Source organism: Pseudomonas sp. HS6-2 (assembly GCF_049325675.2).
Lineage (GTDB): Bacteria > Pseudomonadota > Gammaproteobacteria > Pseudomonadales > Pseudomonadaceae > Aquipseudomonas > Aquipseudomonas putida_N.
The window spans coordinates 175070-199532 of the sequence record NZ_CM143906.1 but is presented as its reverse complement, the minus strand read 5'-3'; the positions used below and the strand labels follow the sequence as shown (position 1 = coordinate 199532).

At 58.0% G+C, this 24463-nt stretch carries 11 protein-coding genes, 2 tRNA genes and 7 rRNA genes; 2 read left to right on the top strand and 18 right to left on the bottom strand.

What is annotated here, in order from left to right:
* Window position 1 precedes the first annotated feature (1 nt).
* The 7 genes from bcsB to bcsE are packed head-to-tail and all read right to left on the bottom strand — an operon-like array spanning window position 2 to window position 9109.
* On the bottom strand, window positions 2–2281 hold the full coding sequence (gene bcsB, locus ACOKS3_RS00925; RefSeq protein WP_374755340.1) for a cellulose biosynthesis cyclic di-GMP-binding regulatory protein BcsB: 2280 nt from the start codon (window positions 2279–2281) through the stop codon (window positions 2–4).
* Window positions 2281–4890 (bottom strand): UDP-forming cellulose synthase catalytic subunit, encoded by a 2610-nt coding sequence (gene bcsA / locus ACOKS3_RS00920; RefSeq protein ID WP_103446211.1) that lies wholly within the window; start codon window positions 4888–4890, stop codon window positions 2281–2283. The genes bcsB and bcsA overlap by 1 nt, the downstream gene beginning before the upstream one ends.
* Complete coding sequence (gene bcsQ, locus ACOKS3_RS00915; RefSeq protein ID WP_103446212.1) at window positions 4887–5603, bottom strand: cellulose biosynthesis protein BcsQ; 717 nt, start codon at window positions 5601–5603, stop codon at window positions 4887–4889. The genes bcsA and bcsQ overlap by 4 nt, the downstream gene beginning before the upstream one ends.
* Window positions 5600–5818 carry a cellulose biosynthesis protein BcsR gene (gene bcsR / locus ACOKS3_RS00910; protein ID WP_103446213.1) on the bottom strand — a complete coding sequence of 73 codons (219 nt, stop codon included), beginning with the start codon at window positions 5816–5818 and terminating at the stop codon, window positions 5600–5602. Before bcsR ends, bcsQ begins: the two co-directional genes overlap by 4 nt.
* Window positions 5815–7443 (bottom strand): cellulose biosynthesis protein BcsG, encoded by a 1629-nt coding sequence (gene bcsG, locus ACOKS3_RS00905; protein WP_422763373.1) that lies wholly within the window; start codon window positions 7441–7443, stop codon window positions 5815–5817. The genes bcsR and bcsG overlap by 4 nt, the downstream gene beginning before the upstream one ends.
* Window positions 7443–7622 (bottom strand): cellulose biosynthesis protein BcsF, encoded by a 180-nt coding sequence (gene bcsF, locus ACOKS3_RS00900; RefSeq protein WP_103446214.1) that lies wholly within the window; start codon window positions 7620–7622, stop codon window positions 7443–7445. Before bcsF ends, bcsG begins: the two co-directional genes overlap by 1 nt.
* Complete coding sequence (gene bcsE, locus ACOKS3_RS00895) at window positions 7619–9109, bottom strand: cellulose biosynthesis protein BcsE (RefSeq protein ID WP_422763428.1); 1491 nt, start codon at window positions 9107–9109, stop codon at window positions 7619–7621. The genes bcsF and bcsE overlap by 4 nt, the downstream gene beginning before the upstream one ends.
* A 323-nt stretch (window positions 9110–9432) precedes the next feature.
* Between bcsE and ACOKS3_RS00890 the strand changes: the two genes are divergently transcribed.
* Window positions 9433–9774, top strand: coding sequence for a tryptophan synthase subunit beta (locus tag ACOKS3_RS00890; RefSeq protein ID WP_103446215.1), 342 nt, complete (start codon window positions 9433–9435; stop codon window positions 9772–9774).
* Between the two features lie 2 nt (window positions 9775–9776).
* On the opposite strand, the gene lapD is transcribed toward ACOKS3_RS00890, so the two are convergent.
* Window positions 9777–11720, bottom strand: a complete 1944-nt coding sequence (gene lapD, locus ACOKS3_RS00885) for a cyclic di-GMP receptor LapD (RefSeq protein WP_103446216.1) — start codon at window positions 11718–11720, stop codon at window positions 9777–9779.
* A gap of 10 nt (window positions 11721–11730) precedes the next feature.
* The gene (lapG, locus tag ACOKS3_RS00880; RefSeq protein WP_422763427.1) at window positions 11731–12459 is read right to left on the bottom strand and encodes a cysteine protease LapG; all 729 of its coding nucleotides are present in this window, start codon (window positions 12457–12459) and stop codon (window positions 11731–11733) included.
* Between the two features lie 236 nt (window positions 12460–12695).
* Here lapG and ACOKS3_RS00875 point away from each other — a divergent pair, with 236 nt between their 5' ends.
* Window positions 12696–13385 carry a GntR family transcriptional regulator gene (locus tag ACOKS3_RS00875; RefSeq protein ID WP_103446218.1) on the top strand — a complete coding sequence of 230 codons (690 nt, stop codon included), beginning with the start codon at window positions 12696–12698 and terminating at the stop codon, window positions 13383–13385.
* 77 nt (window positions 13386–13462) lie between these two features.
* Here the strand turns inward: ACOKS3_RS00875 and rrf (ACOKS3_RS00870) are convergent.
* The 9 genes from rrf (ACOKS3_RS00870) to ACOKS3_RS00830 all read right to left on the bottom strand — a co-directional run bounded on the left by rrf (ACOKS3_RS00870) (window position 13463) and on the right by ACOKS3_RS00830 (window position 24259).
* Window positions 13463–13578: ribosomal RNA gene (gene rrf, locus ACOKS3_RS00870) — 5S ribosomal RNA — on the bottom strand.
* 109 nt (window positions 13579–13687) lie between these two features.
* A 5S ribosomal RNA gene (gene rrf / locus ACOKS3_RS00865) occupies window positions 13688–13803 on the bottom strand.
* A 130-nt stretch (window positions 13804–13933) separates the two neighbouring features.
* Window positions 13934–16825 (bottom strand): 23S ribosomal RNA (locus tag ACOKS3_RS00860).
* Window positions 16826–17061: 236 nt separating this feature from the next.
* Window positions 17062–17137: transfer RNA gene (locus ACOKS3_RS00855), tRNA-Ala, on the bottom strand.
* 21 nt (window positions 17138–17158) lie between these two features.
* A tRNA-Ile gene (locus ACOKS3_RS00850) sits at window positions 17159–17235 on the bottom strand.
* Between the two features lie 85 nt (window positions 17236–17320).
* Window positions 17321–18857, bottom strand: a 16S ribosomal RNA gene (locus tag ACOKS3_RS00845).
* Between the two features lie 447 nt (window positions 18858–19304).
* Window positions 19305–19420: ribosomal RNA gene (rrf, locus tag ACOKS3_RS00840) — 5S ribosomal RNA — on the bottom strand.
* Between the two features lie 130 nt (window positions 19421–19550).
* Window positions 19551–22442 (bottom strand): 23S ribosomal RNA (locus ACOKS3_RS00835).
* Between the two features lie 280 nt (window positions 22443–22722).
* Window positions 22723–24259 (bottom strand): 16S ribosomal RNA (locus ACOKS3_RS00830).
* The 16S, 23S and 5S rRNA genes sit together here with 2 tRNA genes alongside, the layout of an rRNA operon.
* Window positions 24260–24463: the final 204 nt, after the last annotated feature.

The window sequence follows — 24463 nt, the reverse complement described above, 5'->3', positions numbered from 1 at the left end:
GTCAATCAGCCCCGCTCAGGCGACGACGCCCGGCCCAACGCAGCGCACGCCACAACAGGAAGGCGAACAGCAGCACGCTGATGACGGCGATCACCGCGATCAGTGTCGGGTAATCGGAGAGGTGGAACCACAGCAGCAGCCACCATGGCAGCTGGCCTACATAGTAGTGCTCACCCACGAACTGGCTGCTGACACCACTGCTGCGCACCAAGGCGACGGAGCCTGCCACGGCGTCGAGCTTGCCGGAGTCGGCCAGCACTTCACGCAGCAAGGCGTACGCGTCATCAGAGCTACCCAGCAAGGCAACAACGCTGCGCTGCTCGTGGAACGGCGACTTCAGCCCGGTGATCGCGGCAATCGGTGCCTGCGCACTGACTTCGATGCGGTTGTTGGACATCACGGGGGCCGTGTCGAAGCGGCGGATGCCGGGTTGCTCCACCGCACGCCCCTGCACCATCCAATCGCGCTGAGCGTTCAGCAACAAGCCCAGGTTCGGCTGCTCGCGCAGGTCTTCGGGCAGGCTGCCAATCAGCAGCAGGTCGGCATCGGCGTCTGCAGCCTGCTTCCAGTTGTCGCTCAACCGCACATTCAGGGCTGGGTAGCCCACCTGCCCGCCGATGCTGCTGATGACGTCAAGCAACGTGCCGACCTGCATCGCCGTGGGCTTGGCCGGTACCACCACCAGGGTCTCGGACAGATCGGCCATGCGGCTGTAAGGGAAGCCACTGCGAACGAAGGCGCGCAGGTCAGGCATGGCCATGTAGTGGTAGTAGCCGGAGAGGTCGATGGTCGAGTTTTCGTCGATCGCCGCACGCACGTCTACCGGCAGCGAGGTCTGGCAATGGTCGCGCTGGGCGCTGCCCAGGGTGCTGGCGAAGCTGAAGTCGAAACGCAGGCGGTTGCGCGCGCCGATCTTCAGGGCCGGAACCAACGATTGCTCAGTCAGGACGGTGCTGTCGGTGGACAGTACGTTCAGGCGCATCTCTTCCAGGGTGCTGCTGCGGCGGTCATTGCCCACCAGCGGCATGCTGGTGATGTACTGGTCGTTGACGCTGATGCTCAGGCGCGACTCATCGGTAACCGCTGGCGGGGTGTAGCGATACAGGGTCTGTAGCGGAATACCTTGGTTGCGCCAGACGAACAGGTCGGGGGGCAGGTTCACGTCGAGGGTGATAGGGCGTGGCTGCAAGCCGCTGACCTGCAACTGCTCGGGGTAATCGAGCAGCTCGGAGAACCGCACCGGGCGGTCGGTCCGCGTCCAGTTCGGCGCGTCGTAGGGCTTGCGCGGCTGCAACGCGGTCATCTGCTCGACCTTGACCCGCGAACCGCGGAACAGGTCGCTGCCGACGGCCAGCGCCGAGGCGGCCTTGACCAGGTCTTCGTCATTGCGGCCCAGGACCAGCAACAGCTTGCTCCAGCGGTTGCCCGGGTGATCGATCAGCTGCACCACCGGGCCATCGACCGCCGGGAATTTTTCCAGGTCGGCGAGGAACGCCGGGCGCCGATCATTGGTGGCGAAGACAATGGCTGGCTGCGGTTTTTCGCCGCTGGCAGGCAGGCTGTTGAACGACACCGGGAAGGTCGCCTTACGCCAGCCGGCCTTGCTGCCGAAGTACGACGCCAGGATGGCAGCGGCACGCTGCTCGCCCAGGGTCGGGGTGTCGGCAAAAACCACCGGCAACTCGACCTTGCTCGTGTCGCGTACATCGAATAACGGCAAAGGGAAGTAGGCCAGGTCATTTTCCAGCGCCAGCGCCTGCTCGCGCAGTTGCACCTGGCTCTTGCGGTTGACGTTCAGCCACAGGCCGCTGTGCGCCGGGTCTTCACAGATATCGGTGTAGTGCCCGACGAACTCCAGGCGCACCCGGTTGAAATCGCTGATCAGTTTCGGGTCCAGCTGCAGCTGACGACGCACGCGCTGGCCGAGCTGGTCCTTCTCGATCGGCACCACCCCCATCAACTCGTCGTTGAGGTACACGCGCAGATGCGACAGGTTCGGCAGCAGGGCTGGCGACGGGGTGTAGTCCAGCTGCAGCACCGCGTCGGTGGCCAGGCGATCCCGGCGCAGACCAAACTCGATGTTTTCGCTGTTGCGAACGCCCAGCATCAGGCTGTCGGCCGATCGGCCAAGCTGCTCGAAAGTCTGGGTGACGGGCCAGTTGGGCACCAATGGCTCGGCCGGCATGGCAAGGGGGGCTACAGCGGCGACTGCAGCGTTCTGGAACAGCGAGGCAAGCAGCACCATCGCCAGGCCCCAGGTGCGTGCGGGATAACGAGTCATCATGCGTCTCGGTCAGCAAGGTTCGTGGAAGGAAGAGGTCGGGGTGTATGCGGCAGGTAGCTGGCCAGCCAGCGCAGCAGTTCGTACAGGGGCAGCAGCCACCCGCGCAGCCAGATGGGGGTGTGTTCGATCATGCGCAGGTAGCCAACGCCGCCCAACTTGAGCACGTCCATCAGGCTGCGCAGCGGGCGGTCGACTTCGTGTTTGTCCTGATAACCCAGCCAGGCATCGGCGCGGGCGAAGGTGCAATGCACCAGGTCGATGCGCTGTTGCTGGTTGAGGCCCTCGAAGGTCAGGCCCACATGCCGGCCGACAATGCGGGTGACCCGTGCATTGAAGGCAAATTCTCGCTGCCCGCGGCTCAGCAGCAGGCGCACGCGCGCCCCTGATGCAGGCTTCACACCGTCACCCAGTTGCAGGCCGATACCACCATCGGAATAGTCGACCAGGGTGCAGGGGAAACCATGACCACTCTCCAGCTGCAGTGCGGCCGGCAGGTGCATTTGCACGCGGTGCGCACGGCGCACCTGGCGCACTTCGGCGGCCACTGCGCAGGCGGCGCCGAGGATCAGCAGGTTGTAGGTCACCCACAACGAACTGACGATCACCGTACCGATTTCCGCAGCCGGGCCGGTGAACAGGCGCCAGACGGCAAAGCCCAGGCCGGCCACGTTGAGGCCCGCGAGGAATAGGTACGGCTGGGCGATGCGCCAGTCGAACTGGCCCTCCTCCATCAGACCGCCCTTGGCGGTGACGTTGAACTTGCCCTTCTTCGGCGCGAACAAAGCGACCGTGGTCGGTCGGGCGATGTACCAGGCCAGCACGGTCTCGTAGACCTCGCCCCAGAAGGTCTGCCGGTACTTGCCCTGCATGCGCGAATTGGTAAGGCTGGCGTGAATCATGTGCGGCAGCACGTACAGCAGGATCATCACGGCAGGCGCGTAGATGATGTAGGCGTGCAGCAGCAGGAACGCCAGCGGCGCGGTGAGGAAGACCAGGCGCGGCAGGCCGGCGAGGAAGTGCAGCATGGCGTTGGCGTAGCAGATCCGCTGGAACAGGCTCAGGCCGCGGCCGAACAGGGGGTTGTCGGTACGGAAGATCTGCACCATGCCGCGCGCCCAGCGGATGCGCTGGCCAATGTGCGCCGACAGGCTCTCGGTGGCCAGGCCCGCAGCCTGGGGAATGCCCAGGTAGGCCGAGGTCCAACCCTTGCGGTGCAGGCGCAACGCGGTATGGGCATCTTCGGTGACAGTTTCGACGGCAAAGCCCCCGATGTCTGCCAGCGCGGTGCGCCGCAGCACGGCACAGGAGCCGCAGAAGAAAGCAGCGTTCCACATGTCGTTGCCGTCCTGGATCAGCCCGTAGAACAACTCGCCTTCGTTGGGGCGGCGGCGGAACGAACCCAGATTGCGCTCGAACGGGTCGGGCGAGAAGAAGTGGTGAGGCGTCTGCACCAGCGCCAGCTTCGGGTCCTTGAGGAACCAGCCGACGGTCATCTGCAGGAAGGAGCGCACCGGTACATGGTCGCAGTCGAAGATGGCAATGAGCTCACCGTCGGTGATCCCCAACGCATGGTTGAGGTTACCGGCCTTGGCGTGGTGGTTGTTCGGCCGCACGATGTAGCCCACGCCAACCTCGTCGGCGAAGGCGCGGAATTCCTCACGCTTGCCATCGTCGAGGATGTAGATGCGCAGGCACTCGCGCGGCCAGTCCAGGCCTAGGGCAGCGAGCACCGTGGTACGCACCACCGAAAGGTCTTCGTTGTAGGTGGGGATCAACAGATCGACCTTGGGCCAACTTGCCGGGTCTTCCGGGAGGTTCGCCGGTTTACGCTCCAATGGCCAGCAGGTCTGGATGTAACCGAGGATCAACACGAACCAGGAGTAGGTCTCTGCCGCGAGCAGAATCACCCCGCAGACAAGATCGAGCGTGTCGTTCCAGTTCAAGGTCGAGGTGTAGCGCCACCACAGGTAGCGGCAGGAAATTATCGTCGACAGCACGATCAGCATCAGGGTCGGGAAGCGGCCCGGCATGTAGCGCACCAGCATGGCGATACCCCACAGCAGGAAGATGAACACCAGCTGCGCCAAGTAACCGAACGGCTCGGTCACGCAGAGCACGGCCAGCAGCACGGCGAACGAGGTGAGCACGGTATAGAACAGGCGCCGGCCGAACACGCCCAGCCTTTTCAGGCGCTGGGCGGCACCTTGCTGCAGGTCGCTGTCGCGAAAACGCGCCGGCACCTGGCCCATGGCTTCGGCCACCCGCGCACGGCAGTTGCGCAGCACCGTCAAGGCGCCGCGCAGATAGCCGCTCGCGAACGACAAGACACGCAGCGGCCGACCGGGTTTGCGCGGCTGTGGCACCCGCCGCAGCAGCAGCCAGGCGCACTGGATCAACAGCCGCAGCGGGTCGCCCAGCGTCGGGCGCTTGCCGACGAACTGCGGGAACAAGCGCTGACGTTCAGCCAGCAGTGCCTGCCAGGCCGGTGATTCCAGCCGCAGCAACAGGAACGCCAGCCACACACCCAGGGTGAACAGCAGGGCGACCCCACGTTGTGCACCGCGCGCGGTGAAGTGGGCGTAGGCCGAGAGCGGGGTCACGTTCACGCTTCGCGCCTCGCCAGGCAACGTACCGCCAGGCTTTGCACATCCCGGGATGCCAGGCATTGCGGCGCGTAATGGCCAACCGGCGCCTTGCAGGCGAAGGCCTCGACGAACGCTTCGTCACGGTGCACCAGTTGCATAGGCAGGCGCTTGCGGAACAGGTCACGCCACACCATCAGCACATCGCTCTGCAGGCTGCTGGCCGGGTCGAAACGGTTGACCAGCAGCATGTCGTAACGCTCGACCTGCTGACGCCCCAGCAGGATGTGGCTGGTCATCTCAGCCTCGGCCACCAGAACCCGCATGTCAGTGACGAAACCACGTGCGGCCTTGGTCGCTACCGGGTGAGGCAAGTCGAACAGCAGCCAGTCGAAATGCTTGGCCAGTGCGGCTTGGCGAGTACGCCACACTTCGGGCTGCTGATAGCCGTGCAGCTCGCCGAGCCGGTGCGGATCCACTTCACCGAAGGGCATCACGCACAGGCCATCGAGTACCTCATAAAGGGGCTCGTCGTAGGGCCGCCCCTGCAGCTCGGCACAGGCCCAGCCGTCGCGCTGTTCGAGTGGCAGGTTGAAGTGCAGGCCCAGCAGGTTGTCCGGGCTCATGTCGACCAGCAGCACGCGCTCACCCAGCTCACGCAAGGCATAACCCAGCGCCGCCAGCAGCGCAGTACGGCCCAACCCACCACGCAGTCCATGCAAGGCCAGGCTGATCATGACTGCACGGCCTTCGACTGCTCGGTCCGCGCCAAGGCAGCTTCTTCCAGGCGGGCCATGCAGCTTTCGCCCAGCAGCGGCCAGCGCTGCAACGCCTGCTGCACACCGACCATCATGGAAATGTCCTGATAGCTCAAAGCAGGCATGGCCAAGTACTGGCGCAACTGGGCGATATCATCACTGCGGTCGGATGGGTCTGCTTTGCCAGTCTTCATGGGCTCTCCTTCGGAACAGGCTGCCAATCCGGCTGGCCTTGCAGGCGCATATAGGTTTGGCCCTGGTAGTCCAGCACCTGGGCACCGGAGGTTTCCGACACGCGCTCGGTGGTCGGCAGGTCGGTCAGCAGGCTTGGCAGGTCGAGGGTCTGCCCCGCCCCGAGGCCCGCATACACACGGGAAACCAGCTCGGACAGCGCCAGGAAGCTGGTAGGCGCGGTGACCCGCAGAGGCTCGCCACGCGCCGGTTGGCCCATGCCAATGAACTTGAGGCCGACCGGCACATGGGTGATCGACGGTGTCGGGATCTCACGCATGCCCGACAGTTGCATGCGGTCACCGTGCAAGGACGCGCCGTGCTCGGGAACGATGGCAACCACCACGCGACGGCCGCTGCCTTCGAGCTCGTCGAGGAACTTGCCGAGGTCACCGAACAGGCGGTTGGCCCGCGTGGCGTAATCGGCCGGGCGCGTGCCGCCGTCGGCGGTCACCATGCGGTTGCCGTCATGCAGGCTGATGGTGTTGTAGAACAACGAAACATGGTCGGCGCCGGAACTCTTGCGCTTGCCCCACCAGCCGTGCAGTACGTCCAGGTCGCCAGCGATCGGCGAGCCGTCGAAGCTGACCAGCGCCCGCGGGAAGTCGCTGACGCTGAAGCCTGGCTGCGGCATGTGCTGGGTGGTGATGTCGCCGATAAAGTTGTCGAAACGCCCACTGTGGTTGAGCAGCGTCTGGCTCTGGAACCCAAGCTTGGCCAGGTTCTGGAACAGCAGGCACTGTTCGGGCGCCTGCTGGTACAGCCCCGCATGGGACGACTGGCCGCAACTGGCGCGCAGCATGCGAATCGCTGCCGGCCCGCTGTAGGAGGTCGCCGAGTTGAACTGATCGAACACCACGTCCAGGCGCGAGAACAAGGCGTTGTCGTGCATGCCGACAGCCGAGAGGTCGTCCCAGGCCAGGGAGCACACGTTGATTACCAGCAGGTCGAAGTTCTGCTCGTCCGCTTTCACGGCAGGGAATGTGGTCACCCGTTGCCGCTCGCTGGCGAAGAAGCGCTCCAGCCAGGCATTCAGGGTCGCCGTGTCGGCCACGGCCGCAGCCGGTGCAACAGCGGCCGTGGTGGCCGGGTTGGCAGCACCGGCGACGGCTGGCTGGCCACCTCCGATGCTCAGCGCCGGCAGCCCGCCGACCGCCAGCCATGCCAGGCCGGCCAAGCTCAGCGTGCTCAGGCGCAGCCAATGACGCAGGTAAAGGTAGCCCACCAGCAGCAGCAACAGGGCGCCGATCAGGTTCCAGTTGATGAACCTGGCCAGCAGTTCCAACAGGTAATCCCACGAGAAATCGAGCACCCCAGGCTGCGCCAGCAAGCGCCGGAACGGTGGCAGCCAGGTGTCGTGATAGAACAGCGCGATGCCCACGGGTACGGCCACGACCTGGCGCCCGACACGCAGCCAGCGCCTCGGCAGCGGGATCAGCAGAAATGCCGCGAACAGCAGATTGGGCAATGCCTGGAAGTCCAGCATGCCAACCGCGACCAACAGGAACTTGGCCAGGAAATAGAGGTTCCAGGCACCCAGACCGTGCCAACGGGCCGGCACCCGGGCGGAAATTGTCGAACTGGTCATTATTCAGTGTCCTGACGCACCACACGGCGGCGTACACCCACCGGCTTCAGGTAACGAGGTCGCAAAAGGCGGTTCAGCCAGCCCTTCACGGTGGCACGCACGCTCACCACGAACAGGACCAGGATCAAGGTAACCAGCGCACTGATGCCAATTACCTGAAGCAGTTGCACGAAGTTCATGCTGCCCCTCCAGGGTCCAGGGCGATCCGCCGAGGCACCAGGGTGGGCCGTTTCAGCGCCGCTGGCAGCACCACCGACTCGGCCAGTGGCGGCTGCGGTACGGTTTCGTCGAGAAATGCCGGAGCGTCCAGGCTGTCGAGGCTGACCAACAGATCCTGGTTGATGAACAGCTCCTTCCAGGACAACTGGAAGATGTGGTCAAGCGCCTGCTCGACGCCCTCCGAACGGCAGGCGAAGAGAAACAGGAACAACACCTCGCCGACCACGCAGGCGATGTCGCCATCGCGGCGGAACACCGTGCGCGAGCAGGACTGCAGCGGGCTCAGGCCCGGTGCCGGGCGCAACACCAAGAGCTGGTGGACGATTTCGCCGTTACGATGGCCGTGCCACATCTGCCGCACCGCTTCGGCAAACACCCGAGGTGCCACCAGGCCGCAGACCGGCATTGGCCGCAGGCGAGCGAGCAAGGCATCGAAGTCGGCCGGCAGGTGGCGGCGCCAGACATAACCCTGGATGCTGTCGACCATGGTCAGGAAACGCGACAGGCTGGCGCCGAACGGCACGATCAGGCTTGCACCACAGGCCAGCAACAGCTGCTCGTCCTGGTAGCGCAGGGTTGGCGCCATTTCCCGCACTACTAATTTCAGGGCATTGCCACGCAGCTGCCGCAAAGTGTGCAACTGACGAGCGAGGACATCCAGACGCTGGCCCCCATCCATGGCGAAAATCACGGTTGCCGACACAGCACGACTGGCCTTGGCGCCAACCTCGCTAATGCTGTCGAACACTTGCCAGTGCTCCGACAAGGCAGGCGCACCTTCGAGGACCTGGCTCTGGGCCAGGCAGAGCAGCTCATCGCCGCCGGCATCGGTCAACGGCAACGGCCGCCCAGCAACGGCAAAACCACCGGCATGCCGTGCGAGTTCCAAATCCTGGGTGCCGGCAACGCCGAGCCTGTTGCTCCAGAAGTGCTGCAGGTAACGCGTGCCACCCTGGCCGCGATACAGCTGGGCGAGCCCGTCGAGCGACTGGTTGAATGCGCGCAGGCGCTCGACCAGCGAGGCACTCTGCCCTTCACTGATCACCAGAACCAGCGCACCGGCAGCAAGCGCCGCCTGGCGCAGCGCCTGGCACCAGTGCTCGGCAGAGCCGCCGTCCCAGGCAGCCGATGGCACGATGACCAGCAGCACTCGGCCAGGCAAGTCGATACGCGGCAGGTCGTTTTTCAGGTGCAGAATGGCCCGCGTGTCAGCCTCGAACAACGTCAGCTCGGCAGGACCGCAAGCGGGGTCCAGGCCTGCGAGGGCCTCTTGTATCATCCGCGCACCACCCAGCAACGCCGCCCGGCCTTGTTCAGGCATGGCTTCGATCACTTGGCGGCAGAGCGTAGCGGCGTTTTCTGTGGTGTCACAGGCCAACCAATACAGGCCTTGCTCATGGAACTGACTATGCTCGGCACCTAGTCCGGGAATAGCCAACAACGGAATACTTTTCGTCAAAACGATGACTCTGAATTCGAAATCGGAGCTGATTCAAAGACGTAGGCCGCACGTGCGCATTAGAGGCTTTTTGACGAACAAGAACGTCAAAAATTCGACGCAACCAGATTAGGCTTAAGTTTAGTCCGTCAATTCTACAGCACTAGGTGAAAATAGTGTCAAGATGATATTTGTGAGTTGCCGCACACGTTTGCCAGTTGCGATGTGCCGTTCCAAGCCAATGCTCGGCCGACTGGCAGGCGCAGCAGGGCAAAGTTGCCTATGCTGCGCCAGAGCCGATCCACGGATTCAACGTGATGAGGATGGACGCCATGTTCTACGTGCAACGCGACGGCGAGGGGCAGTTGGCGCGGGTGGAAGCCGCACCCTATGCCGAGTACACGGAAATCCTGCCCGCCGACCATGCGGAAATCCAGGAATGGTTCGCCGACGATGTTGTCGAGAACAGCCTCAAGCAACTCAAGCAGAGCGACCTGGACATGATCCGCGTGCTCGAAGACCTGATCGAGGTGCTGACCACCAAGGGTGTGATCAGCATCACCGACCTGCCTGCCGGGGCTCAGGCCAAGCTGCTCAGCCGCTCGACGGCGCGCAAGGCGCTGGGCGGCCTGACCAACCTGATCGAAGAAGACGAGGAAACCGGGTTGATCTGAGATCAGCGCCAGGGCGCAGGCTCCCCAGATAGCAGGCCCTGGAACCCTTCGATGCCCAGGCCCTGCAGTACCTGCCGTTCGCCTTCGGTCTCGACCCGCTCGGCGATCAATGGCAGGTCGATACTGTGCGCCGCACGCTGGATCGCCTCGATGAACAGCCGCTTGTGTTGCTCCTGGTCGATGTTGCGAATGTAGCTGCCATCGATCTTCAGGTAGGCCAGGCCCAGATGCGCCAGGTTGCCGATCATGCTGAAGCGACCACCAAAGCGCTGCAGAGCCAGGCCGAAACCAAGCTCGCGCAGGCGCCGGGTCAACTGTTCCAGCGCGGCCTGCTTCGGCAGTTGCTCCTCGCCGATCTCCAGGATCAACCGCGCACCCAGCGCCGTGTTCTGGCTCAGCAGCTCATAGACCCTCTCCAGAGCCTTTGGCTCGGCCAAGGTTGTAGCAGACAGGTTCAGGGCCAGCACCGGGCCGTAACTGCGCAGGTGCGCGAGCGCTTTTTCCAGTACCAGCAGGTCCAGCCGCGCCATCCAGCCAAAACGCTCCAGCCAGGGCAGGAAGCGGCCAGCGGGCAAGGCCTCGCCCTGCTCGTCGAGCAGCCGCGAGATCACTTTGTAGTGAAGCACCCGCTGAGGGGCCTGGGTCTGGACCACCGGCTGGAAGAACAGCTCGAAGCGGCCTTTGACAAAGGCCTCGTCCAGGCGCTTATGCCACTCGTGCTGGCTGTCGCCAGCAACGGCAGCGGCACCCTGCTCCAGACATACCCAACCCGACATCGGCTGATTCTCGGCACGCGCCAAAGCCTCGTCAGCCAGCCTGAGCAGCACTTGCGGCGCATCGCCCGGGCTGAACGGCGCCAGGCCAATGCAGGCGACCGGCGAAATGTCGCTGGCACCCGTTTCGTACAGGCTCTGCAATGCCGCCTCAAGATCCTGGGCAAGCTGCACAGCGTCTTCGTGGACCATTCCGGGCGCCAAGACGGCGAATTCACCACCACGGCTGCGGGATATCAGGTCGTTGGTCTCCGGGAAGGTGGCGCAGGTACGCCTCAGCTGCTCACCTACCGCTTGCAGCAGCTGGTCCGTACGCTGGCCACCGAGACGGGCGTTGAGCCCTGCCAGCCCCTGTACACGCAGCAACAGCAGGTAGCCGGCACGGGCCTCCTCCATGTTGCTGACGCGGGCGTTGAGCTGCATTTCGAAGTAGCGCCGGTTCGACAACCCGGTCAGGCTGTCCTGATAAGACTCGGCACGCAGCCGCTCACTGCGCTCAGCCTGCTCGCTGAACAGCGCCTTGAGCTTTTCAACCATCTGATTCATTGCCTGCACCACCCGGCGCAGCTCTGGCGTACGCGGCTCCGGCAGGCTGTGGAACTCACGCCGGGCAATGGCGTGTGATTGCTCAACCATCGCATCTAACGGGCGCAGTTGGCGACGCAGCAGCAAGGCGCCCAGCGCCGCACTCCCAGCACCGCACAGCAGCAGCCAGCCCAAGCTGCCCAACGCGCTCTGCCAGAGTTTACCGAGGGCAAACATCGGGTGGCTGATCACCTCGACCCGCGCAGCCTGCTGCCAGCCACGGCTGACGATGGCATCGCCGCCAGCTGCTTCCAGGCCGATCAGGTGGATGAACCAGGCAGGCACGCCTCCTGGGTCTGGCTCGGCGTGGCGCTCCACCAGCACGGCGTTGGAGCCCATGTCGATGACCTTGATGCTGGCATAGTAGCCACTGTCAAAGATCGAGCTGACCATCAGCTCGACCATCGCCGGGTCATCAATATTTGGCGTGAGCGACAGTGCCAGCGCAGTGGCTGCATCCTGGGCGTGGGAACGCAACTGATTGACATACTGGCTGCGCGAGCTTTCCAGGCTGACCATGAAGCTGCCGCTGAACGCGATGACCAGGAACAGGCAAATGGCCAACAGCAATTGTTTGAACAGTGACATTTGTGCTCCTTCAGTAAACCGGTTCGGCCGGGAACCCTTCGGCCTGCATTTTCTTCAACAAGTCCTGCCAACGGGACAGGCGCTTGGTATCACCGACTTTCTTGTTGCCCGCAGCGCCGGTCAGCCACAGACCTTCGCCATTGAAGGCATACACCGGCAGCAGGTCAGTACGCTGGCTGGCCGGCTTTATTGCGTCCATCAGGCTGTCGAGCACCAACGGCTGCGCCTGCGGGCTTGAATAATAGGTCAGCACCATGTGCGCACGGTTCTGGCGAAGGGCTTTGACGTAGGTGATGCGCAGCTTGTCGCTGGGGATCCCCATGCGCCGCAGGCTGAAGTACTTGGCGATGGCGTAGTCCTCGCAGTCGCCGGCGCCTTTTATAAGCGCCTGGATGGGCGTGGCCCAGTAGTCGACTGCGTGCCACAGGTCGATATCCTCGACGTAGCGCAGTTGCTGGTTGAAGAACTGGTTGACCACCTGCAGGCGCTGCATCTCGCTGCCCTGGCTCTGGGTCGCCATCAACCGCTGCCAGGCATCGATGCGGCCCTTCCCTGCACCCAAGGGGCCGTACAGGGCTTCGGACTTGCGGCTGATCTCGGCAAAGTCCCAATCCGCATGCAACCCGCCCAGCAGCAAGCCACCCAGCAACAGGGCAAAGCCAAAACGTCGCAAGGAGGTTTTGAGCAGCCAGGTAGTCGCCACTGCGAGGCCCTGTTCAGGTCGTTGCAAAGCAGCGATGGTGCGGCCTGGTCACATAAAAGACAATGGCACTGCGCAATCATGTAGCCGATGGTCGGCTGGCTATAACTTTATTGTTAGCGCTTAGTGTGTGTCGCTTCCTTTGCCGGGAAAACTCATCCACCATAAATGTCAGCTTGGGCCGCTCGCGCCGTTGCGGGCGCAGGTTTGACAAGCCCCCTTGCCTGTCACTAGTGTCATTGGATCCAACCTTCTGTCGTCGAGGCACACTTCGCTTGGCCGAGAAAATCAAACTCAGTAACGTGCTGGCCAGCGAACAGCTGCCGGCGCACCAGGCCCGTGGCGTCATAGAAGAACGCTTGCGCAGCGCCATTCTCGATGGCCGCCTGCCACCTGGCACCGCCGTACGCCAACAGGAAATCGCCGACTTGTACGGCGTCAGCCGTATGCCGGTGCGCGAGGCTCTGCGCCAGCTGGAGGCGCAATCGCTGCTGAAGGTGGAAATGCACAAGGGTGCAGTGGTCGCACCGTTGATTGGCGAGGACGCCGTCGACACCTATGCATTGCGCGTGCTCCTGGAGAGCGAAGCGCTGCGCCAGTCGATCCCGCTGCTCGATGCCGATGACATAGCCAGTGCCCGTGGTTACATCCAGCAACTGGAAAACGAAATCAGCCATGCGGAAATCGGCCGTCTCAATCGGCTGTTCCACATGGCGCTCTATGGCAAGGCATCCAACCAGAAACTGCTGCGCCTGATCGAGAATGAGTTGAACGAGGAAGAACGCTTCCTGCGCTTCCATTTGTCGTCCATGGGGCTGGGCAAGCTCACCCAGGACGACCATAACGCCCTGGTCGATGCTGCCGCTGACAAACGTGTCGACGAGGCGGTAAGGGTGCTGGAGCAGCATCTGAATAATGGATCGCGGGTGATCAGAAGCTACCTGGACAAACAGCTCAGCCGCTAGCGCTTAACACCAGGGTGTTTTAACCCGGAAAAGAAAAAGCCCCTGTCTGCAACGCAGACAGGGGCTTTTTGTTTGAATCTTGACGATGACCTACTCTCACATGGGGAAACCCCACACTACCATCGGCGATGCATCGTTTCACTGCTGAGTTCGGGATGGGATCAGGTGGTTCCAATGCTCTATGGTCGTCAAGAAATTCTGTGTGCTGGCCCGTCGCTTTGACGTGCCTGCGAATCTCTGTAGTTCCTACTTAAAGACAAAACCCCTACCTGCATGCGCAGATAGGGGTTTTGCGAAATGAATCTTGACGATGACCTACTCTCACATGGGGAAACCCCACACTACCATCGGCGATGCATCGTTTCACTACTGAGTTCGGGATGGGATCAGGTGGTTCCAATGCTCTATGGTCGTCAAGAAATTCTGTAGCCAGAATGTCTGTTGAACACTCTTGGCGAATTCGGATATGTGAATTTGTGATGTTGCGAACTTTCGGTTCTTTCGTCTTCACCACCGCAATCTGCGTTAGCAAATTGCTTGGGTGTTATATGGTCAAGCCTCACGGGCAATTAGTATTGGTTAGCTCAACGCCTCACAGCGCTTACACACCCAACCTATCAACGTCGTAGTCTTCGACGGCCCTTTAGGGGATTCAAGATCCCAGTGAGATCTCATCTTGAGGCAAGTTTCCCGCTTAGATGCTTTCAGCGGTTATCTCTTCCGAACATAGCTACCCGGCAATGCCACTGGCGTGACAACCGGAACACCAGAGGTTCGTCCACTCCGGTCCTCTCGTACTAGGAGCAGCCCCTCTCAAATCTCAAACGTCCACGGCAGATAGGGACCGAACTGTCTCACGACGTTCTAAACCCAGCTCGCGTACCACTTTAAATGGCGAACAGCCATACCCTTGGGACCGGCTTCAGCCCCAGGATGTGATGAGCCGACATCGAGGTGCCAAACACCGCCGTCGATATGAACTCTTGGGCGGTATCAGCCTGTTATCCCCGGAGTACCTTTTATCCGTTGAGCGATGGCCCTTCCATACAGAACCACCGGATCACTAAGACCTACTTTCGTACCTGCTCGACGTGTTTGTCTCGCAGTCAAGCGCGCTTTTGCCTTTATACTCTACGACCGATTTCCGACCGGTCTGAGCGCACCTTCGTACTCCTCCGTTACTCTTTGGGAGGAGACCGCCCCAGTCAAACTACCCACCATACACTGTCCTCGATCCGGATAACGGACCTGAGTTAGAACCTCAAAGTTGCCAGGGTGGTATTTCAAGGATGGCTCCATGAGAACTGGCGTCCCCACTTCAAAGCCTCCCACCTATCCTACACAAGCAAATTCAAAGTCCAGTGCAAAGCTATAGTAAAGGTTCACGGGGTCTTTCCGTCTAGCCGCGGATACACTGCATCTTCACAGCGATTTCAATTTCACTGAGTCTCGGGTGGAGACAGCGCCGCCATCGTTACGCCATTCGTGCAGGTCGGAACTTACCCGACAAGGAATTTCGCTACCTTAGGACCGTTATAGTTACGGCCGCCGTTTACCGGGGCTTCGATCAAGAGCTTCGCTTGCGCTAACCCCATCAATTAACCTTCCGGCACCGGGCAGGCGTCACACCCTATACGTCCACTTTCGTGTTTGCAGAGTGCTGTGTTTTTAATAAACAGTCGCAGCGGCCTGGTATCTTCGACCGGCATGGGCTTACGGAGCAAGTCCTTCACCCTCGCCGGCGCACCTTCTCCCGAAGTTACGGTGCCATTTTGCCTAGTTCCTTCACCCGAGTTCTCTCAAGCGCCTTGGTATTCTCTACCTAACCACCTGTGTCGGTTTGGGGTACGGTTCCCAGTTATCTGAAGCTTAGGAGCTTTTCTTGGAAGCATGGCATCAACCACTTCGCGCTCTAATGAGCACTCGTCATCAGCTCTCGGCCTTGAGATCCCGGATTTGCCTAAGATCTCAGCCTACCACCTTAAACTTGGACAACCAACGCCAAGCTGGCCTAGCCTTCTCCGTCCCTCCATCGCAATAACTGGAAGTACAGGAATATTAACCTGTTTTCCATCGACTACGCTTTTCAGCCTCGCCTTAGGGACCGACTAACCCTGCGTCGATTAACGTTGCGCAGGAAACCTTGGTCTTTCGGCGTGCGAGTTTTTCACTCGCATTGTCGTTACTCATGTCAGCATTCGCACTTCTGATACCTCCAGCAAGCTTCTCAACTCACCTTCACAGGCTTACAGAACGCTCCTCTACCGCGTCATCAAAGATGACACCCGTAGCTTCGGTGCATGGTTTGAGCCCCGTTACATCTTCCGCGCAGGCCGACTCGACTAGTGAGCTATTACGCTTTCTTTAAAGGGTGGCTGCTTCTAAGCCAACCTCCTAGCTGTCTAAGCCTTCCCACATCGTTTCCCACTTAACCATGACTTTGGGACCTTAGCTGACGGTCTGGGTTGTTTCCCTTTTCACGACGGACGTTAGCACCCGCCGTGTGTCTCCCATGCTCGGCACTTGTAGGTATTCGGAGTTTGCATCGGTTTGGTAAGTCGGGATGACCCCCTAGCCGAAACAGTGCTCTACCCCCTACAGTGATACATGAGGCGCTACCTAAATAGCTTTCGAGGAGAACCAGCTATCTCCGAGCTTGATTAGCCTTTCACTCCGATCCACAGGTCATCCGCTAACTTTTCAACGGTAGTCGGTTCGGTCCTCCAGTCAGTGTTACCTAACCTTCAACCTGCCCATGGATAGATCGCCCGGTTTCGGGTCTATACCCAGCGACTAAACGCCCTATTAAGACTCGCTTTCGCTACGCCTCCCCTATTCGGTTAAGCTCGCCACTGAATATAAGTCGCTGACCCATTATACAAAAGGTACGCAGTCACCTAACAAAGTAGGCTCCCACTGCTTGTACGCATACGGTTTCAGGTTCTATTTCACTCCCCTCTCCGGGGTTCTTTTCGCCTTTCCCTCACGGTACTGGTTCACTATCGGTCAGTCAGTAGTATTTAGCCTTGGAGGATGGTCCCCCCATGTTCAGACAAAGTTTCTCGTGCTCCGTCCTACTCGATTTCATTGATAAGAGATTTTCGTGTACGGGGCTATCACCCACTATGGCCGCACTTTCCAGAGCGTTCCACTAATCTCAAACCAACTTAAGGGCTGGTCCCCGTTCGCTCGCCACTACTAAGGGAATCTCGGTTGATTTCTTTTCCTCAGGGTACTTAGATGTTTCAGTTCCCCTGGTTCGCCTCTTGCACCTATGTATTCAGTACAAGATACTCAGCTTATGCTGAGTGGGTTCCCCCATTCAGAGATCTCTGGATCACAGTCTGTTTGCCGACTCCCCAAAGCTTATCGCAGGCTACCACGTCTTTCATCGCCTCTGACTGCCAAGGCATCCACCGTATGCGCTTCTTCACTTGACCATATAACCCCAAGCAATCTGGTTATACTGTGAAGACGACATTCGCCGAAAATTCGCATTTCGCTCAATTAAGAGCAGAACTCACAAATTTTACCTTAGCCTGATCCACCAGCAGTGAAACTGGTGTTCAGTCTATATCTATCACATATCCGAATTTTTAAAGAACGATCTGACAAAAGTCAGAAATCAACATTCAAACCGAATGCTCATTTCTAAGTTCTGAACAGTGATGCAAAGTGGTGGAGCCAAGCGGGATCGAACCGCTGACCTCCTGCGTGCAAGGCAGGCGCTCTCCCAGCTGAGCTATGGCCCCGTATACGGCTGAACCAAGTAATGGTAGGTCTGGGCAGATTTGAACTGCCGACCTCACCCTTATCAGGGGTGCGCTCTAACCAACTGAGCTACAGACCTATAACAGGGTCGCGTTACAGCATCGTCTTTTACAATGAATCAAGCAATTCGTGTGGGAGCTCATCAGTAGGCTGATGTCGTCGATTAAGGAGGTGATCCAGCCGCAGGTTCCCCTACGGCTACCTTGTTACGACTTCACCCCAGTCATGAATCACACCGTGGTAACCGTCCTCCCGAAGGTTAGACTAGCTACTTCTGGTGCAACCCACTCCCATGGTGTGACGGGCGGTGTGTACAAGGCCCGGGAACGTATTCACCGCGACATTCTGATTCGCGATTACTAGCGATTCCGACTTCACGCAGTCGAGTTGCAGACTGCGATCCGGACTACGATCGGTTTTGTGAGATTAGCTCCACCTCGCGGCTTGGCAACCCTCTGTACCGACCATTGTAGCACGTGTGTAGCCCAGGCCGTAAGGGCCATGATGACTTGACGTCATCCCCACCTTCCTCCGGTTTGTCACCGGCAGTCTCCTTAGAGTGCCCACCATAACGTGCTGGTAACTAAGGACAAGGGTTGCGCTCGTTACGGGACTTAACCCAACATCTCACGACACGAGCTGACGACAGCCATGCAGCACCTGTGTCAGAGTTCCCGAAGGCACCAATCCATCTCTGGAAAGTTCTCTGCATGTCAAGGCCTGGTAAGGTTCTTCGCGTTGCTTCGAATTAAACCACATGCTCCACCGCTTGTGCGGGCCCCCGTCAATTCATTTGAGTTTTAACCTTGCGGCCGTACTCCCCAGGCGGTCAACTTAATGCGTTAGCTGCGCCACTAAAATCTCAAGGATTCCAACGGCTAGTTGACATCGTTTACGGCGTGGACTACCAGGGTATCTAATCCTGTTTGCTCCCCACGCTTTCGCACCTCAGTGTCAGTATCAGTCCAGGTGGTCGCCTTCGCCACTGGTGTTCCTTCCTATATCTACGCATTTCACCGCTACACAGGAAATTCCACCACCCTCTACCGTACTCTAGCTTGCCAGTTTTGGATGCAGTTCCCAGGTTGAGCCCGGGGCTTTCACATCCAACTTAACAAACCACCTACGCGCGCTTTACGCCCAGTAATTCCGATTAACGCTTGCACCCTCTGTATTACCGCGGCTGCTGGCACAGAGTTAGCCGGTGCTTATTCTGTCGGTAACGTCAAAACAGCAAGGTATTAACTTACTGCCCTTCCTCCCAACTTAAAGTGCTTTACAATCCGAAGACCTTCTTCACACACGCGGCATGGCTGGATCAGGCTTTCGCCCATTGTCCAATATTCCCCACTGCTGCCTCCCGTAGGAGTCTGGACCGTGTCTCAGTTCCAGTGTGACTGATCATCCTCTCAGACCAGTTACGGATCGTCGCCTTGGTGAGCCATTACCCCACCAACTAGCTAATCCGACCTAGGCTCATCTGATAGCGCAAGGCCCGAAGGTCCCCTGCTTTCTCCCGTAGGACGTATGCGGTATTAGCGTTCCTTTCGAAACGTTGTCCCCCACTACCAGGCAGATTCCTAGGCATTACTCACCCGTCCGCCGCTGAATCAAGGAGCAAGCTCCCGTCATCCGCTCGACTTGCATGTGTTAGGCCTGCCGCCAGCGTTCAATCTGAGCCATGATCAAACTCTTCAGTTCAATACTGCTTGGGTTTTTAAGAAACCCTAAACTTGGCTCAGCAATCTCAAATGACTATGTGATTTCTCGCATGGCCACTTGTGATGCTGATAATCTTTGTGACTATCAGTCCGTACTCACAAGCACCCACACGAATTGCTTGATTCGATTTGTTAAAGAGCGTTTGGTTAAGAGCTTTTCGTCTCAACCGAGGCGCGCATTCTACGCTTTCCTCAGAGCCTGTCAAGCGTTTATTTTGAAGTTTTTGCGAGAAACTCGTTTAACTTCAGACACTTAACTCGCTTCGATCTCTCGTCGCGGGAGGTGAATAATACAGCATTCAGAAATGCTGTCAACCACCTTTTTACCACCACCGATTGGCCATTCAGCCTACCAGGAAAAGCCATAGCTTCTACTTAAAGACAAAACCCCTACCTGCATGCGCAGATAGGGGTTTTGCGAAATGAATCTTGACGATGACCTACTCTCACATGGGGAAACCCCACACTACCATCGGCGATGCATCGTTTCACTACTGAGTTCGGGATGGGATCAGGTGGTTCCAATGCTCTATGGTCGTCAAGAAATTCTGTAGCCAGAATGTCTGTTGAACACTCTTGGCGAATTCGGATATGTGAATTTGTGATGTTGCGAACTTTCGGTTCTTTCGTCTTCACCACCGCAATCTGCGTTAGCAAATTGCTTGGGTGTTATATGGTCAAGCCTCACGGGCAATTAGTATTGGTTAGCTCAACGCCTCACAGCGCTTACACACCCAACCTATCAACGTCGTAGTCTTCGACGGCCCTTTAGGGGATTCAAGATCCCAGTGAGATCTCATCTTGAGGCAAGTTTCCCGCTTAGATGCTTTCAGCGGTTATCTCTTCCGAACATAGCTACCCGGCAATGCCACTGGCGTGACAACCGGAACACCAGAGGTTCGTCCACTCCGGTCCTCTCGTACTAGGAGCAGCCCCTCTCAAATCTCAAACGTCCACGGCAGATAGGGACCGAACTGTCTCACGACGTTCTAAACCCAGCTCGCGTACCACTTTAAATGGCGAACAGCCATACCCTTGGGACCGGCTTCAGCCCCAGGATGTGATGAGCCGACATCGAGGTGCCAAACACCGCCGTCGATATGAACTCTTGGGCGGTATCAGCCTGTTATCCCCGGAGTACCTTTTATCCGTTGAGCGATGGCCCTTCCATACAGAACCACCGGATCACTAAGACCTACTTTCGTACCTGCTCGACGTGTTTGTCTCGCAGTCAAGCGCGCTTTTGCCTTTATACTCTACGACCGATTTCCGACCGGTCTGAGCGCACCTTCGTACTCCTCCGTTACTCTTTGGGAGGAGACCGCCCCAGTCAAACTACCCACCATACACTGTCCTCGATCCGGATAACGGACCTGAGTTAGAACCTCAAAGTTGCCAGGGTGGTATTTCAAGGATGGCTCCATGAGAACTGGCGTCCCCACTTCAAAGCCTCCCACCTATCCTACACAAGCAAATTCAAAGTCCAGTGCAAAGCTATAGTAAAGGTTCACGGGGTCTTTCCGTCTAGCCGCGGATACACTGCATCTTCACAGCGATTTCAATTTCACTGAGTCTCGGGTGGAGACAGCGCCGCCATCGTTACGCCATTCGTGCAGGTCGGAACTTACCCGACAAGGAATTTCGCTACCTTAGGACCGTTATAGTTACGGCCGCCGTTTACCGGGGCTTCGATCAAGAGCTTCGCTTGCGCTAACCCCATCAATTAACCTTCCGGCACCGGGCAGGCGTCACACCCTATACGTCCACTTTCGTGTTTGCAGAGTGCTGTGTTTTTAATAAACAGTCGCAGCGGCCTGGTATCTTCGACCGGCATGGGCTTACGGAGCAAGTCCTTCACCCTCGCCGGCGCACCTTCTCCCGAAGTTACGGTGCCATTTTGCCTAGTTCCTTCACCCGAGTTCTCTCAAGCGCCTTGGTATTCTCTACCTAACCACCTGTGTCGGTTTGGGGTACGGTTCCCAGTTATCTGAAGCTTAGGAGCTTTTCTTGGAAGCATGGCATCAACCACTTCGCGCTCTAATGAGCACTCGTCATCAGCTCTCGGCCTTGAGATCCCGGATTTGCCTAAGATCTCAGCCTACCACCTTAAACTTGGACAACCAACGCCAAGCTGGCCTAGCCTTCTCCGTCCCTCCATCGCAATAACTGGAAGTACAGGAATATTAACCTGTTTTCCATCGACTACGCTTTTCAGCCTCGCCTTAGGGACCGACTAACCCTGCGTCGATTAACGTTGCGCAGGAAACCTTGGTCTTTCGGCGTGCGAGTTTTTCACTCGCATTGTCGTTACTCATGTCAGCATTCGCACTTCTGATACCTCCAGCAAGCTTCTCAACTCACCTTCACAGGCTTACAGAACGCTCCTCTACCGCGTCATCAAAGATGACACCCGTAGCTTCGGTGCATGGTTTGAGCCCCGTTACATCTTCCGCGCAGGCCGACTCGACTAGTGAGCTATTACGCTTTCTTTAAAGGGTGGCTGCTTCTAAGCCAACCTCCTAGCTGTCTAAGCCTTCCCACATCGTTTCCCACTTAACCATGACTTTGGGACCTTAGCTGACGGTCTGGGTTGTTTCCCTTTTCACGACGGACGTTAGCACCCGCCGTGTGTCTCCCATGCTCGGCACTTGTAGGTATTCGGAGTTTGCATCGGTTTGGTAAGTCGGGATGACCCCCTAGCCGAAACAGTGCTCTACCCCCTACAGTGATACATGAGGCGCTACCTAAATAGCTTTCGAGGAGAACCAGCTATCTCCGAGCTTGATTAGCCTTTCACTCCGATCCACAGGTCATCCGCTAACTTTTCAACGGTAGTCGGTTCGGTCCTCCAGTCAGTGTTACCTAACCTTCAACCTGCCCATGGATAGATCGCCCGGTTTCGGGTCTATACCCAGCGACTAAACGCCCTATTAAGACTCGCTTTCGCTACGCCTCCCCTATTCGGTTAAGCTCGCCACTGAATATAAGTCGCTGACCCATTATACAAAAGGTACGCAGTCACCTAACAAAGTAGGCTCCCACTGCTTGTACGCATACGGTTTCAGGTTCTATTTCACTCCCCTCTCCGGGGTTCTTTTCGCCTTTCCCTCACGGTACTGGTTCACTATCGGTCAGTCAGTAGTATTTAGCCTTGGAGGATGGTCCCCCCATGTTCAGACAAAGTTTCTCGTGCTCCGTCCTACTCGATTTCATTGATAAGAGATTTTCGTGTACGGGGCTATCACCCACTATGGCCGCACTTTCCAGAGCGTTCCACTAATCTCAAACCAACTTAAGGGCTGGTCCCCGTTCGCTCGCCACTACTAAGGGAATCTCGGTTGATTTCTTTTCCTCAGGGTACTTAGATGTTTCAGTTCCCCTGGTTCGCCTCTTGCACCTATGTATTCAGTACAAGATACTCAGCTTATGCTGAGTGGGTTCCCCCATTCAGAGATCTCTGGATCACAGTCTGTTTGCCGACTCCCCAAAGCTTATCGCAGGCTACCACGTCTTTCATCGCCTCTGACTGCCAAGGCATCCACCGTATGCGCTTCTTCACTTGACCATATAACCCCAAGCAATCTGGTTATACTGTGAAGACGACATTCGCCGAAAATTCGCATTTCGCTCAATTAAGAGCAGAACTCACAAATTTTACCTTAGCCTGATCCACCAGCAGTGAAACTGGTGTTCAGTCTATATCTATCACATATCCGAATTTTTAAAGAACGGTCTGACAAAAGTCAGAAATCAACATTCACAGGGAATGCTCATTACTGAGTTCTGATCAGCAAATGAATCAAGCAATTCGTGTGGGAGCTCATCAGCAGGCTGATGTCGTCGATTAAGGAGGTGATCCAGCCGCAGGTTCCCCTACGGCTACCTTGTTACGACTTCACCCCAGTCATGAATCACACCGTGGTAACCGTCCTCCCGAAGGTTAGACTAGCTACTTCTGGTGCAACCCACTCCCATGGTGTGACGGGCGGTGTGTACAAGGCCCGGGAACGTATTCACCGCGACATTCTGATTCGCGATTACTAGCGATTCCGACTTCACGCAGTCGAGTTGCAGACTGCGATCCGGACTACGATCGGTTTTGTGAGATTAGCTCCACCTCGCGGCTTGGCAACCCTCTGTACCGACCATTGTAGCACGTGTGTAGCCCAGGCCGTAAGGGCCATGATGACTTGACGTCATCCCCACCTTCCTCCGGTTTGTCACCGGCAGTCTCCTTAGAGTGCCCACCATAACGTGCTGGTAACTAAGGACAAGGGTTGCGCTCGTTACGGGACTTAACCCAACATCTCACGACACGAGCTGACGACAGCCATGCAGCACCTGTGTCAGAGTTCCCGAAGGCACCAATCCATCTCTGGAAAGTTCTCTGCATGTCAAGGCCTGGTAAGGTTCTTCGCGTTGCTTCGAATTAAACCACATGCTCCACCGCTTGTGCGGGCCCCCGTCAATTCATTTGAGTTTTAACCTTGCGGCCGTACTCCCCAGGCGGTCAACTTAATGCGTTAGCTGCGCCACTAAAATCTCAAGGATTCCAACGGCTAGTTGACATCGTTTACGGCGTGGACTACCAGGGTATCTAATCCTGTTTGCTCCCCACGCTTTCGCACCTCAGTGTCAGTATCAGTCCAGGTGGTCGCCTTCGCCACTGGTGTTCCTTCCTATATCTACGCATTTCACCGCTACACAGGAAATTCCACCACCCTCTACCGTACTCTAGCTTGCCAGTTTTGGATGCAGTTCCCAGGTTGAGCCCGGGGCTTTCACATCCAACTTAACAAACCACCTACGCGCGCTTTACGCCCAGTAATTCCGATTAACGCTTGCACCCTCTGTATTACCGCGGCTGCTGGCACAGAGTTAGCCGGTGCTTATTCTGTCGGTAACGTCAAAACAGCAAGGTATTAACTTACTGCCCTTCCTCCCAACTTAAAGTGCTTTACAATCCGAAGACCTTCTTCACACACGCGGCATGGCTGGATCAGGCTTTCGCCCATTGTCCAATATTCCCCACTGCTGCCTCCCGTAGGAGTCTGGACCGTGTCTCAGTTCCAGTGTGACTGATCATCCTCTCAGACCAGTTACGGATCGTCGCCTTGGTGAGCCATTACCCCACCAACTAGCTAATCCGACCTAGGCTCATCTGATAGCGCAAGGCCCGAAGGTCCCCTGCTTTCTCCCGTAGGACGTATGCGGTATTAGCGTTCCTTTCGAAACGTTGTCCCCCACTACCAGGCAGATTCCTAGGCATTACTCACCCGTCCGCCGCTGAATCAAGGAGCAAGCTCCCGTCATCCGCTCGACTTGCATGTGTTAGGCCTGCCGCCAGCGTTCAATCTGAGCCATGATCAAACTCTTCAGTTCAATACTGCTTGGGTTTTTAAGAAACCCTAAACTTGGCTCAGCAATCTCAAATGACTATGTGATTTCTCGCATGGCCACTTGTGATGCTGATAATCTTTGTGACTATCAGTCCGTACTCACAAGCACCCACACGAATTGCTTGATTCGATTTGTTAAAGAGCGTTTGGTTAAGAGCTTTTCGTCTCAACCGAGGCGCGCATTCTA